The sequence below is a fragment of the Sphingomonas caeni genome (assembly GCF_026013415.1).
GTDB classification, from domain to species: Bacteria; Pseudomonadota; Alphaproteobacteria; order Sphingomonadales; family Sphingomonadaceae; genus Sphingomonas; species Sphingomonas caeni.
The window spans coordinates 145,779-159,121 of record NZ_JAPDOK010000002.1 but is presented as its reverse complement, the minus strand read 5'-3'; the positions used below and the strand labels follow the sequence as shown (position 1 = coordinate 159,121).

At 68.5% G+C, this 13,343-nt stretch carries 12 protein-coding genes; 4 read left to right on the top strand and 8 right to left on the bottom strand.

The window, feature by feature from the left end; translation table 11 throughout:
• Positions 1-26 precede the first annotated feature (26 nt).
• Together OF829_RS05405 and OF829_RS05400 are read right to left on the bottom strand one after the other, a co-directional pair.
• Complete coding sequence (locus tag OF829_RS05405) at positions 27-929, bottom strand: hypothetical protein (protein ID WP_264938963.1); 903 nt, start codon at positions 927-929, stop codon at positions 27-29.
• Positions 929-2,005 carry a cytochrome P450 gene (locus tag OF829_RS05400; protein WP_264938962.1) on the bottom strand — a complete coding sequence of 359 codons (1,077 nt, stop codon included), beginning with the start codon at positions 2,003-2,005 and terminating at the stop codon, positions 929-931. Before OF829_RS05400 ends, OF829_RS05405 begins: the two co-directional genes overlap by 1 nt.
• A 5-nt stretch (positions 2,006-2,010) precedes the next feature.
• Between OF829_RS05400 and OF829_RS05395 the strand changes: the two genes are divergently transcribed.
• Positions 2,011-3,222 (top strand): acyltransferase family protein, encoded by a 1,212-nt coding sequence (locus tag OF829_RS05395; RefSeq protein ID WP_264938961.1) that lies wholly within the window; start codon positions 2,011-2,013, stop codon positions 3,220-3,222.
• Between the two features lie 18 nt (positions 3,223-3,240).
• On the opposite strand, the gene OF829_RS05390 is transcribed toward OF829_RS05395, so the two are convergent.
• From OF829_RS05390 to OF829_RS05370, 5 genes are all read right to left on the bottom strand, one after another.
• Complete coding sequence (locus OF829_RS05390) at positions 3,241-3,396, bottom strand: hypothetical protein (protein WP_264938960.1); 156 nt, start codon at positions 3,394-3,396, stop codon at positions 3,241-3,243.
• Positions 3,397-3,481: 85 nt separating this feature from the next.
• Positions 3,482-5,269: an asparagine synthase gene (locus OF829_RS05385; RefSeq protein WP_264938959.1), complete on the bottom strand. Its 1,788-nt coding sequence runs from the start codon at positions 5,267-5,269 to the stop codon at positions 3,482-3,484.
• A gap of 3 nt (positions 5,270-5,272) precedes the next feature.
• The gene (locus tag OF829_RS05380; RefSeq protein WP_264938958.1) at positions 5,273-5,569 is read right to left on the bottom strand and encodes a PqqD family protein; all 297 of its coding nucleotides are present in this window, start codon (positions 5,567-5,569) and stop codon (positions 5,273-5,275) included.
• The gene (locus OF829_RS05375; protein WP_264938957.1) at positions 5,566-5,808 is read right to left on the bottom strand and encodes a Nif11-like leader peptide family natural product precursor; all 243 of its coding nucleotides are present in this window, start codon (positions 5,806-5,808) and stop codon (positions 5,566-5,568) included. The genes OF829_RS05380 and OF829_RS05375 overlap by 4 nt, the downstream gene beginning before the upstream one ends.
• The gene (locus tag OF829_RS05370) at positions 5,805-7,892 is read right to left on the bottom strand and encodes a prenyltransferase/squalene oxidase repeat-containing protein (protein ID WP_264938956.1); all 2,088 of its coding nucleotides are present in this window, start codon (positions 7,890-7,892) and stop codon (positions 5,805-5,807) included. Before OF829_RS05370 ends, OF829_RS05375 begins: the two co-directional genes overlap by 4 nt.
• Before the next feature lie 190 nt (positions 7,893-8,082).
• Here OF829_RS05370 and OF829_RS05365 point away from each other — a divergent pair, with 190 nt between their 5' ends.
• Complete coding sequence (locus OF829_RS05365) at positions 8,083-9,186, top strand: acyltransferase family protein (RefSeq protein WP_264938955.1); 1,104 nt, start codon at positions 8,083-8,085, stop codon at positions 9,184-9,186.
• A gap of 9 nt (positions 9,187-9,195) precedes the next feature.
• On the opposite strand, the gene OF829_RS05360 is transcribed toward OF829_RS05365, so the two are convergent.
• On the bottom strand, positions 9,196-11,019 hold the full coding sequence (locus OF829_RS05360) for a RiPP maturation radical SAM C-methyltransferase (protein ID WP_264938954.1): 1,824 nt from the start codon (positions 11,017-11,019) through the stop codon (positions 9,196-9,198).
• 118 nt (positions 11,020-11,137) lie between these two features.
• On the opposite strand from OF829_RS05360, the gene OF829_RS05355 reads away from it, so the two are divergent.
• Both OF829_RS05355 and OF829_RS05350 read left to right on the top strand, forming a co-directional pair.
• Positions 11,138-11,395 (top strand): PqqD family protein, encoded by a 258-nt coding sequence (locus tag OF829_RS05355; protein WP_264938953.1) that lies wholly within the window; start codon positions 11,138-11,140, stop codon positions 11,393-11,395.
• A 30-nt stretch (positions 11,396-11,425) separates the two neighbouring features.
• Positions 11,426-13,324, top strand: coding sequence for an asparagine synthetase B family protein (locus OF829_RS05350; protein ID WP_264938952.1), 1,899 nt, complete (start codon positions 11,426-11,428; stop codon positions 13,322-13,324).
• Positions 13,325-13,343: the final 19 nt, after the last annotated feature.

The following is a 13,343-nucleotide window of genomic DNA, read 5'->3' as shown; positions in this document are numbered from 1 at the left end:
AGCCTCGCTTGGGCCGAGGCCGCCCCTCAGATCGCGCCGGCGAATTCGGCGAGGCGCTGCAGATCGTCCGGCATCGTCAGCGCGGTGCACGCCACGCCTGCCGAGAGCGACAGCAGCGCCGCCATATCCCCGCGGCGGGGTGCGGTCTCGGCCAGGAAGGGATCGCAGCTGAGATGCGGCTGGAGCGCCAGCATCGCGTGGACCGCGGGCACGCGATGCTGGCGCGGCGCGGTCAGCAGGGGATCGCGGCGTTGGAGCACGAAGATTTCGTCGATGCGCCGCGGTGCGAGGTCCGGCGCCTCGGGCAGCTTCCACACCAGCTTGTTCCCCGGCAGGCGAGGATCGGCGTCGTGCCAGCGCCAGCCGAGCTCCGCAGCGCCGATGCCCAGCGCCGCCTTCGAATCCGCGTGCAGCTTGAGCTGGTTATAGCCCGCATGGGCGCGCCATTCCCCGCCGATCCGCTCGACCCGGGTGAGATCGTCGCTCAGCAGGGTCCAGCCGCCGCGCACCAGCGCCGCCGACAGTGTCGATTTGCCCCCGCCCTTCTCGGCCGCGATCAGGATGGTGCGTCCGCCGCGGCTGAGCGAGGCGGCGTGAAAGGAAGGGATGCCGCGCAGCCGGAAGAGGGTGCGCATCACCGGCTCGGACATCAGTCCCCACAGCTCGTCGTCCCGGGTGCGCGCGATACCCTGCGATTCGACGCAGGCGCCGTCCGGCGAGATCGCGAAGCGCTGATGCGTGCACCCGGCCTCGGCATAAACATGGACCGTCCAGCGGCCGTCGGCCCGGTCTTCGCTGGCCGCATGCGACCCGTCGGCGCCCGGCAGCGCATCGACAATGCTGTGCTTCCAGTGGATGTCCGCGGCCGCCTCGTCGGGCCAGCGGCCCTCCGCGCGTGCGATCGTCAATCCGTCGAGCTGGCGCAGCATCAATGGGGTGCCGCTCCGCTCATCGGACCGGCGGCCAGCGCGAGCGACGCGCGCCGTGCCGCCGGCCAGCCCGCAACCACGCGGCCCGCGCTTTCGATCTGCATCATCGCCAAATGCCGGCCGATGCACATATGCGCGCCGTGCCCGAACGAGAGATGGCTGCCCTCCGCGCGCGCCGGATCGTGATTGATCCGCTCGAGATCGAGCAAGAAGGTCGCGCCCGCCGGGATCGCCGCCGCGTCGAGCGCCAGCGGGCAGCGGCTCTGGCGCGCGATGCTGTCGACGACGACGTTGCGCCGCGCAAGCTCGGCGGCGGTCTGGAGCCAGCTGGCGTCGCTATTTCCGGTTTCGCCCTCCGGCGGCGCGGGCCGGGAAAGCCACTGGACCAGGAAGCGCCGGTTGGTCTGCAGCCCGCCGAGCAGCGACAGCGCCATCCAGGAAAGCGCTTCGTCCGCGCTGATCTCGCCCGACGCCATCGCCGCCTGGACCGTCTCCAGTGCCGCCGCGCCGCCGCGCGAGGGTGCGCGCAGCAGCGCGGTCAGGACCGGCTCGATCGTCGCCATCGCCATCGCTGCGCCGATCCGGTCGCGCACGCCGAATGAAAAGGCGGTGGCGAGCGGGCCGCTCATCTGCGCGACGCGGCCGATCTCCGCGGGATCGATGCCATAGAGCCGCGCGATCGCCCATTCGGTGAGGGGCTGCGCGAAATCGCGGTCGAGATCGAAGCCGTCGCCTTCCGCGCCGGCGAGCAGCCGCTCGGCCTCGGCGCCCATCGCCTCGCGCAGATAGCCGATCCGGCGCGGCGCGAAGGCCGCGGCGAAGGTGCGGCGCACCGGCCAGGCGGCTTCGGGGGGCGGCACCGTCCAGAGCCGCTGCAGCGTCTCGCCCCGGCGCACCGCGGCGGCAAGCGCCGGCGGCAGCGCGTCGAGTGCGAGCGGCGCGAAATCGGGCTTGCGGAAAGCATCATCGCCCAGGATCGCGCGCGCGATGCGAAAGCCGGTAACCCGCCAGCCATCTGCTTCCCGGTCATAGGCGATCTCGCCCGCGGCGAGCGCCGCTTGCAATGCCGCTTCCAACTTGCTTGAAATCGGCGCTTCCTCCGGCCGCATTCGATACGCCCCAGACATTGGCAGACCTTTTTGCATCACCGGCCGCACCGCGCGATCCGCTCGCGGACAGCGGGCGCACGCTCGAATACCGCCCCGATCTCGACGGGCTGCGCGGCGTGATGGCGCTGGTGGTGCTCGCCGCGCATCTTGGCTGGCTCGATATCTTTCCCGGCGCTGCCGCCGCGCTCGACCTGTTCTTCGTCGTCTCGGGCTATCTGATCACCCATGTGATCCTGAGCGACCGTGCCGCGGGCAAGTTCAGTTATGCGCGCTATTATGAGCGGCGGATCCGCCGGCTCTTCCCCGCGCTGTTCGCGCTGCTCGCGGTATCGGCGGTGCTCGGCTTCTGGGTGATTCCCGAAAGTGCCCGGCACGCCTCCGCCGCTTCGCTCGCCGCGACCGCGCTCTACGCCAACAATCTGCTGATCGGGCTGCATCCGATCGGCGAATTCGCGCAAACACCCCTGCCGCACACCTGGTCGCTGGGTGTCGAGGAGCAATATTATCTCCTCTATCCGCCGCTGCTGGTCGCCTTGCTCGCGCGCGGCCGCGGCCCGTCCTTCTGGGGGATGCTGGGATTCACCGCGCTGCTGCTCGCGGTCTCGATGCTCACCAGCACCCGCTCGGTCAGCGCCTATTTCCTCACCACCTCCCGCGTCTGGGAGATTTTCCTCGGCTGCGCGCTCGCGCTCCATGGCGGACGGCTCAGCTTCACGCGGCCGGTGCGCGAATTGCTCGGCGCGATCGGATGCGCCGCGATCGTGCTGACCTCGCTCAGGCTGCCGATCATCACCAGCTTTCATGCCGTCAACGTCATCCCGATCTGCCTGGGAACCGCGCTGCTGCTGCTGGCGAACGAAGGGTCGCAGACCTGGTCGGGCAGGCTGCTCAGCCGCCAGCCATGGCGCTTTGCGGGAATCGCCAGCTATTCGGTCTATCTGTGGCATTGGCCGATCATCATCGTCGCGCAGCGGCTATGGGGACAGGACTTCCCAATCTGGCTGCGCGTCATCCTGTTCGCGGTCGCGGTCGCGGCCGGCATCCTCTCGTGGCGCTATATCGAAATGCCCTTCCGCCGCCCGGATGCGATCCTGACGAGGCGCGGCACATTCGTGTTCGCGATCGCCGGAATGGCGATCTTCGCGCTGATCGGCGCGATCGGTTTTGTGATGACCGGCCGCTAGCGAAGCGCCGCGATCGGATCAGGAAAGGTACCAGCTGCAGCAGGAAGCGCCGTCGGTCCCCAGGCCATGATCGTCCGGAGACGTGCGCACGATATCGTTCGCGCTGCCATAATCCACGATCTCGGCGTCTTTATATTCCGGCATCTCGAACGAAATCATCTGCTCGTCGCGCATTGGTGGCCCCTCCCCTTGATGAAACCGCCATTTTGGTAAAAAAATTTCTCAAGCAGCACAATCCCTTCCGGCGAACGGTATTGGTTCAGGACTGGACAGCGCCGCTCGCGAACCACGCCGCCAGGAGTTCGAGGTTCATCAGCGCCACCCGGTCCCTTCCCTGCGCATGGCCGAGCGCATCGATCGCCAGCGCGGGATCGACGAAGCGCGAGAGCGCGCCCGCCTGTCCCTCGATCAGGGATCGCGTGCGCGCGGCGATGCGCGGGTCGCGCTCGATCAGGTCGGTACCGATGCTCCCCAGCGGCGTCTTGGCGCGATCGACGATCGCGTCGGGCAGGCGCCCGCGCATCGCCCAGCGCAGGATCGCCTTGTCGGTCACCGCAGCCCGCGGCAGGCGCATCGCAAGCTCGATCAGCGGCAGGCTGGCCAGCGGGTGGGCGGGATGCAGCGAACGTCCGGTCGTCGCTGGATGCCCCATGGTCAGCAGCGCCGCCCAATAGGGTGAGGTCAGCCGGGCGGCCCCGGCCTCGCGATTTTCGGCATAACGTGCGGCGGTGCGCGCGATCAGTCCCGAGTGCGCCGCGAACCCGGCATCGATCCAGGCCGGGAGCTTAGGCGCGGGCTTCGCGGCCAGCCGGCGCCGCAACCGGCCGAGCGACGCCCGCACGCGCAGGTCCGGCATGCGGCCGAACAGCCGAACATGCCGCGTCGTATCGGGTAGCGCGCGGGCGCCGCGCGCCGCGATATGCCAGAAGCTGGCACCGGGCGGGTGGAGATAGACATCGGCGCCGAGCCCGTTGAGCAATACGCCGCCTCCCGCCGCGGCAGCCTCGGCGGCGCGCGATTCGGCGAGCAATCCGGCGATCGCGCCGGGCTCGGGGCGAAGCCAGGCGTCGTGATCGGGAAGCGGCGCCCCCAGATAGTCGCCGGCTTCCACCAGATGATGCTCGATGCCCAGATGCTGGGCCGCGAGCGCAGCATAATGCCCTTCCTGTTCGGGAAAGCCGGGAAACACGGTGGTATAGGCCTTGATCCGCGCCCGCGCTCCCTCGGGCCCCAATATCTCGGCGGCAACCGCGGCGACCGCGGTCGAATCGAGCCCGCCGCTCATCAGGATCACGACCGGCCCGGTCTCGGGCAGCCGCTCGGCAACGGCGTCGCGCAGCCCCGCATGGAAACGCTCGGCATAGTCCGCGCGCGACGTCAGGATCAGCGGATCGCCATAAGCGGGAAACGACCAGTAGCGCCGCGTCTCCACCTGTCCGCCGGCAAAGCGCAGGGCACGCGCGGGCGGCACGCGCCGGATCTCGGCATAGACGCTGGTCTCATGCTGGGCCGGCATGCCCTGCAGCAGCAGATCGCCGATGAAGTTCTCGTCGAGGCTCAATCCGGCGCGATCGTGATCGCGGAGTGCGTCCAATGCGGTGCCCACCAGCAGCACGCCGTCATGCTCGCGGTAGAAGAGAGGCGAGCAGCCGAGCTGGTCGCGCGCGGCGATCAGCCGGCGCTGGCGTGCGTCCCAGAGCAGGAACGCGAAGTCGCCGCGCAGCCGATCGAGCATCGCCTCGCCCCAGCGGCGATAGGCGGCGATCAGCAGCACCGCATCGCGCGCGCCCGGCGCCACGCCGAGGTCAAGGCACAGCGCACCGCGCCGCTCGAACCGTCCGGCCGTGATCGCGACCAGATCGTCGGCCTCCGCCGCGAAGTCGGTCTGCAGCCCCGTTGGCGCATTGCGCCAGGCCGCGTGCCAGCCCAGGCCGCTGCGCATATGGAGCGTGCCGGGCTCGGCCAGCCCGGGCCGCAGCGGATGCGTGTCGAACCGGTCGAGCGGCCTCCCGGGCTCGAGCGCCAGCGCAAAGGCGAAGACGGTCATGCGCTAGCCGCCGATCAGGATGCCCAGCCGCTTCATCTCGGCGATCGCCTTTGCCACATCGGCGCGGATATGATCGGGATCGCCGCGATGGCTGGCGAGGATCTCCGCCGCGATCGCGCTTTCGCGGTCGGTGCCGGCCTGGATCCGCTCCCACACCAGGCCCGCCGCGCCGCGCAGCCCGAAATAGCGGCCATGATCCATGTGGAAGGCGATCACCTCCTCCTCGACCTTGATCGCCATCACCTGCTCGCTGGCGCTCAGCCGCTCGTCGCCCGCCCCGTTCGCAACACCCTCACTCACTTGCCCTTCCCTCCCTTGTCGATTGTCGTGTCCGGATTGCCGAAATGCGCCCATCGCGCCGTCCATTCGATCGCAAAGGCGCGGTCGAAATCGGATTCGGAAAAGGCGAGGCCATGATCGGCGCCGATCGCGCAGATCGCGCCCGTCGCCGCGGCTTCCGATGCACATTCGAGCGCCGCGCGAATCGCCGGATCGGCCCGGGCCCGCCGGATAAAGGTCAATGCGGCGGCGACCGTCATGGCATTCGCCCGTCGCGCAGCATCGCCAGTGTCGCGATCACCGCCGCGGTGGTGAAACCGGCCTGGCGATCATAGGCGACGGTTTCCACCGTCATGCTGTCCGGCATCGCCGCATGCCAGGGAACCCGCATCCGTGCGCTCGGGCGCCAGCTGCCGTCCTCGGCCTGATCGGCGAGCATGCGCGCGGCGGCGGCGGCGACCAGCGCGTCTTTCGCCGCCTCGGGATCGGTGCCGATCAGCGCACGGACCGCGAAGGCGAGGTCGAAATATTCGCATCGCTCGCTCGCCAGCGCCTCCTCGATCCAGCCTGTCGCGCGCCGCTGCACCCGCGCGCGCCATTCGGGCTTGGCCGCATGGTCCGACGCCAGCAGCGCCTCGACCGCGAGCGCGGAGGCGAAGGCGTCATGCACCCACCAATAGGCGCGCCATGCGCCATCCGCCTCATTGGCCAGCAGATAGTCCGCCACGGCCGGCCCCCCGAACGGCGCCGCGCCTGCGGTCACGCAGTCATGCACCGCCATCCATCCCGCGAGCGAGGACTCGTCGGGAAGCTTCGCGACGTCCGCCACCGGCTGGCGCTCGCGGAACGAGACGATCCCTCCCGAGGGTTGGACATGCGCCCGCACGAACGCGATGGCGCGCCGGGCGGCGGGTTCTTCAAGCCGCCCCAGGCTGCGCATCAGCCGCAATATCCAGGCGGTGCTGTCGCTGTCGGTCGGATGGTCCTCATTATAGGCCCATCCCGAATCGGGCCGCTGGCGCGTCAGCAAGCGGTCGAGCGCTTCCTCGGCGGCGGCGCGGCCGCGCGGGTCGCCGGTTGCGACGAGCTGGGTCCCGATGAAGCCGCTCACCCAATTGTCGCTGATCCCCGAAGGCACCGGGAATTCGCGCCACAGGCCGGATTGGCGCTGGGTCTGGAGCAGATACTCGACGCCGTGCGCGATCGCCCGGTCGGCGGGATCGGCCAGCGCCACATGGTCGGCGCGGACCGAGCGGCGTGGTGCGGGGGCGGCCAATGTGGGGCGCCAGCGGCGGTGCTCGGGATCGGTCAGCGGCGCGATGGTGAGGTAGCCCGCGCCATAATAGGCCTTGGCGCTCCGGCTGCCGCCCATGCCGTCGACGATCTTGAGATGCACCGCGCGCCGGGCATAGCTGGTGAATTCGCGGTCGCTGCCCAGCATCGCGCCGACCGCCATGTCCGTGGGCCAGGCTCCGGTCCATCCTGCGGGGGTGATCGTCGCCGGAATTGTCTGAAAGGCATCGCCCTTGTCCGCCGCGCACAGGCCATCGGCGGTGAGCAGCCTCAACATGCGGCGCCAGGCCGGATCCTCGGCCGGCTGGTGGTCGAAGAAGCACTCGACGCCGAAATTGGGCAGCAGCGCGCCGACGATATCGAAGGCGAGGGTGACCCGGTCGCATCCCCCGACAGCAAAATCGAACAGGGCAGAGCCGCGGCGGCTATCGCCGGGCCAGCCGCACTCCTTGAGGAAAGGCTCGAGCGCTGCGGGGCGAATGCCCTTCACGTTGATCCGCACACCGGGGACGGTCCGGCCGGTCATGCAGCCGATATGCGAGACAAAGGCGTCGCCGCGGCAGGCATCGAAGATCCGGCCGATCGCGGTGCCGGTTCCGGGCAACGCCGCGCCCTGCAACCGTCGCGCCGTTTCCAGAGCAAGCGCGCGCGCCGATGCGGGATCGCCCGGCAGGTCCACGAACAGCGCCGGCGCGGATGGCGTCTCGCCCGTCTCGAGCAGGTCGTGTTCGAGATAGAGTTCGGTGACGCTCTCGCCAAACGCCTGCCCGGGATCGGCCAGATCGCGGCAATAGTGCGCTACCGGCACCCAGTCGGGCCGTTCGGCCGCCTTGGCCTGGCAATAGGCAGCCAGCCGCGGAAAATCGCCCGCGCTGCGCAGGAAACATTGCTGGAGATCGACCTGCGATTGGCCGGCCGCCAGCCGGATTTCGACCGCGACCCGCGGGATGGCGGGCATCGTCATCGCCGCGGCGGCAAGGCGCACCCGCGCCTTCGCGTCGATCAGCACCTCGCAGTCGTCGGGAACCAGAAAGTCGAGATGATGGCCCAACCGCGCACCATCCTGCTCCGTTACCCCCGGAGAACGCTCACCCATAACACGCAATAACTGCCCCCATTCTCCGTGATTTGTGCACCAGATCCGGCGGCCGGGCCAGCTTCAAAGGAAGCAGATTTCGAGACAATCTGTTTGATGTCCGAACGCCGACCGGCCATTCTCCCGCGCGCAAGGGGAGTGTGCGGTGGCGAGCATCGGATTGCGGTTGGAGACGATCCCGAACCCGCGCGGGTTCGACTATATGCGTATCGGGCTTTCGATCTGCGTCCTCATTTCGCACAGCTTCGATCTCTCCGATGCGCTCGCGGCCAAGCATTGGACCACGACGAGCCCGTTCGCGCCGTTCAAGCTTGCGATCCTGCCGATGTTCTTCGGCGTTTCGGGGTTTCTCGTCGCCGGCAGCCTGGCCCGGTCGCGCACGGCCGAGGGGTTTTTGACGCTCCGGGCCGTCCGCCTGATGCCGGCGCTGGCGGCGGAGATATTCCTGTCGGCGTTGCTGATGGGGCCGCTCGTGACCGTGGTGCCGCTGCGCGCGTATTTTTCGGACCCGCTATTCTGGCGCTATTTCCTCAACCTGCTCGGCGATCCGCAATATTTGCTGCCGGGCGTCTTTCTCGATCACCCCCGCCCCGAGGTGAACGGGCAGCTGTGGACAATCCCCTACGAGCTCTGGTGCTACGGCGCGCTGGCATTGCTCGGCGGGCTGGGGCTGATGCGCCGCCGATGGATGGGGCTCCTGTTCCTGATCGGCTTTACGCTGGCCATCTGGGTCGGTGGCTTGCTGACGCCCGCGCCGCGCGGGCCGTGGCTCTACGCATGGTCGTTGCTGAACGCCTGTCTCGCCGGGGTGGTCGTGTACCTGTACCGCTACCGGCTGCCCTGGAGTTCGCGCTGGGGCGTGGTGTCGTTCATCGCGACCGCGTTGCTCTATATCTACCCGCACACGCGCGCGCTGGCGATGGTGCCGATCGCCTATTTCACCGTCTGGCTGGGCCTGTACAATCCGCGCGCGACATGGCTCGCCGGCCGCTATGACTATTCCTACGGCGTGTATGTGCTCGCCTATCCGATCCAGCAGCTGCTGTGGAGCTGGCCCCCGCTGCGCCCCTGGTATGCGAATATCCTGACCGCGCTTCCGCTGACGCTGGTGGCTGCGGCCTGTTCCTGCCACTTTGTCGAGCGGCCGTTCCTGCTCCGAAAGCGGCCGATCGTGGCCTGGGTGGAAGCCGTGGGGGCACGCCCGCGCGCGCTTCTGGGCCGTGTGTTGCGCCGGCGCAGTCCCGGCTGAAGCGCAAGATCAGACCATTTGGGGTTGGACGGCGAAATCGGGCGCGTCGCCCGCTGCTGCGGTCACGCTGCGCGGCTGCACGACGATGCTGACGAGCTTGTCCTCATAATCGATCGCGAACCCCTGCTCGACCAGCCATTCGACATCGGCATGCGTCGCCGGATCGATCGTGCCCCATGACCGCGGGCGTTCGAGCGCCGCGAGCGCGTCATTCTGCGCCTGGGACAGCCGCGTCATCGGCCGGCGCGCGCATGGCCGCGTGTCGAGGATGATCGCGCCGCCCTCGCGATCGAAGCGTTGCAGGACGGGCACCGGCTTGCTTGCCCAGCCGGCGCGCCATTCGGCGATCCGTCCCTCGAGCCGCGCGAGCAGCGCCGGGTCACCGGTCAGCTCGGTCGAATAGTCGCCGGTGAAGTGATAGGCGACGTCCTTCGGATCGATCCAGGGCGGATAGAGGGCGCGATAATTCTCGAAGGTCGAAAGCGCGCCGATGCCGCTGGCGATATTGTCGCGATAGAGCGGGCTGAACCGGTCGATGACGATCCGGTGCATCGCATTGGGCGGCTGGAGATGCGCGAGCAGCGGCATCAGGTCGGCCATCGCCGCATAGTCGCGCGCGGCTTCGCCCGGGAATCCGTAGATGATCCCCCACGCCACCATGATCCCTACCCCGCCGCAATCGCGCAGCAGCGCGATGTTCTGATGCGCCGAGACGCCCTTGCGCATCAGCCTGAGCGGCCCCGACGCCAGCGATTCGATCCCCGGCTGGATCATCCTGACGCCGCCGCGCGCCATGATGTCCACCTCGGACTGCGACATGTTCGACTTCACTTCGTAGAAGATCTGGAAGCGTTTGCCCGCCTCCGCGAGGCGGGGGAGCAAATCGGTCAGATATTGGCGCGGCATGATGTTGTCGGTCATGTAGATGGGCGGGACGCCCCATGCCGCCAGCGCGTCGAATTCCTCGCAGACCCGCTCGGCGGGCTTATGGCGAAAGGCCATGCCGTCGTCGCCGTTGAGCCCGCAAAAGGTGCAATGGCTCTTCGCCCCCCACCAGCACCCGCGCGAGCTCTCCGCGGTGAGATAGCGCGGCAGCCATTCGGGCAGCGCGCCCGCGGCCTGGAGCGGGCGCAGCGTGGCGAAATAATCGCTGAAATCGGGCGGGGCGACGATGCGCATGTCGTTGATCGGCGCGCTCCTGATGACCCGCTCCCGTGGCCCTTCGCCGCCCCGGATCAGCCGTTCGCAAAAGTCAGGGAAATCGATGTCGGATTCCCCGGCGAAGAAATGATCGACCCAGGGAAAGCTGCGCGCCAGCCCGAGGCAGATCGGCCAGGCGGCGTTGGCGCCCCCCATGACGATGCAGATGTCGGGCGCGCGCGCCTTCACCCTGAGCGCGATCGCGGAGCAGGCCATGTTCTGCTGGAAGGTCGAGGACAGGCCGAGGATGCGCGGCCTGAGCGCCAGGATTTCATCGACCATCGCCTCGATCGCCGGCGCGATCTCGGCCGCGACCGCGGCATATTCCGCGTCGAAATCATGATCGATCCGCTCCGGTTCGGAGAGTATCGCGGCGATCTCGGCCGGATAGGCATGGTCGCGAAAGAGCAGCTCGGCGACCATGTTTCGCATCATGCGCCCGTCCACCGCCTGATAAAGGTCGAGCCCGATGCGGCCCGCCAGCATCAGATTGCCATAGACGAGCCGCGTCGAAAGGCCGCGCCGCTGGCATGCCGTCTTGAGGACCGCGGTGCCGAGCTGGGGAAAATCCACCGGCGCGAAGGGCGGCAGAAACAGGCAGATATCGGTCGCGAAACCGCCGGCCGTCGCCACGCTAGCCACCTCCGGTTGACGAGTTATCCTCACTCGCACGCTCATGCCGCCGCTGTCTACCCGAAGCGCCCGGCCCGGCCTCTTGCGCGGAGCCCGCAAATCATGTCAGCGCAAAGCGATGATTGCGATCGCCCCCCAGCTTTCCTGGCCGCCCGTCGCGGGCGAACTCGCCGTCTATGATAGCCGCGACGGGCGATATCATGTGCTCAACCTTTCGGCCGCCGAAATCTGGCGTCGGATCGCCGCCGGAAAGGGTGCGGCGGAAATCGCCGCCGAGCTCGCCGAGACGAACCGGGCGCCGCTCGACAAGGTCAGGCGCGATGTCGATGCGTTCATCGCCGGGGCGCTCGACATGGGGCTGCTCGTGGATGGCTGAAGCCCGGCGCGCGCAGACGGAGGGGCCGCGATGAGCGGGATCGCGGGCGCGTTGTTCGCCGACGGGCGCGCCATGTCCGCCGAGGTGCTCGACCGCGTGGCGGGCTCGACCATGCGGCGCGGCTTTGACGGCGTGTCGCACTGGCATGACGATGCCGCCGGGCTGGTGCGTTTCGCGCATGCGACGACGCCCGAAGCGCGCGGCGAGACCCAGCCCTTTATCGGCGGCGAATCGGGGATTGCCTTGCTGCTCGACGGGCGGCTCGACAATCGCGGCTATTTGCTCGACCGGCTGGGGCCCGCCGGGAAGAAGCTGGCCGGCGCTCCCGACGGCGTGATCGCGCTGGCGCTGTTCGAGCGCGAGGGCAGGGACTTCGTCCATCAGCTGACCGGCGACTATGCCATCGCGGTGTGGCAGCCCCGTGCGCGCCGGCTCGAGCTGTTCCGCTCGCCGATGGGGTGGCGGCCCCTGCTCTGGGCGTTCGACGGGCGCACCTTCGGCTTCGCGACCGAGCCGCGTGCGCTGATCCTGGGCCTGGGGTTCGAGCGCAAGCTCAACGAAGGCGCGATCGGCGAGTTTCTTTCGGCGCGGTTCGTGTCGGAGACCGACACGATCTGGGGCGGAATCGAACGCGTGCCCCAGGGCGGATCGATCCGCTTCGAGGACGGACGCGTCTCCAGCTGGGCCTGGCATGGCGGGCCGTTCGAGGATCTCTCCAGCCGGTCGCTCGACTATCATATCGAGCGGTTCAACCATCTGTTCGATCAATCGCTGGCCGCCACCACCCGCAGCGCCGGTCCGGTGACCGCGCAATTGTCGGGCGGGCTCGATTCCTCGTCGGTGGTGTGCCGCGCGACGCAGTTGTTCCGCGCCGGCAAGCTCGACCGTCAGATCGGCGCGATCACGGCGCGCTTTCCCGGCGAGCCGCACGACGAAACCGAGTGGAGCAGCGAGGTCGAGCATCATCTCGGCATTACCGCCGAGGCGGTCGGCTCGAAACCCTTCGATCCCGATTGGTCGCGGCAATGGTGCGCCGATTCCTATCAGCTGCCGGTGCGCCCCAATGTCCTCGACACGATGGGGGGCGTGTGTGCCGCGCTTCAGGGCGACGGGCGGCGCGTGCTCCTGACCGGCGAAGGCGGTGACGACTGGCTCAACGGCTATTACGCGCATTGGTCCGATCAGCTCCTGCGCGGCCAGTGGCGCGCCATGTTCCGCCATGGCGCCGAGCAATGGCCCAATTCCCCCTGGTATGTGCAGGCGCGGCGCACGCTCTACACCGCCGGGATGCCGCTGATCAGCCCGCGGCACCGCGAGGCGCAGCTGCGGCCGCATCTCGATTTCCGCCTCGACAAGCCCGACTGGATCCGGGCCGACTGGATGGAGCGGATCGGGCTCGAGGAGCGCTGGCGTCAGCAGATCGCCCGCAAGGGCCTGAAGGGCATGGATCAGAAATCGCGCTACTGCGTCTATTCGCTCGGGCGGCGCTACACGATGGTCGATACGGTGCTCGCCTTCACCGAATATCACGGCGTCGAGATCCGCCACCCGTTCCACGATCTGAACCTGACGCGGTTCTTCATGGGCGCTTCGGGCGAGCATCTGCGCAAGTTCAACACCCGCAAATATCTGCTGCGCGAGGCGATGCGCGGGACGCTGCCCGAAAAGATCCGCCAGCGGCGCACCAAATCCTATTTCGTGTCGCATCAGGTCGATGCGATCACCGAATTGCTCCGTCAGCGGCCCGCCAAGGATCTGCTCTGCGCGAAGCTCGGCTGGATCGATCCCGAGCGTATCGAGGCGCTGAACGCTCCCTTCGCGGCGTGGCGCCGCAACGGATCGACCGGGGATATCCCGGCAAGCGCCTGGGGTCCGGTCTGGTTCGCGCTTGCAACCGATATGTGGCTGGAGCATGCCTTCGGGCTCTGATCCGTTCGGCCGAGGCACC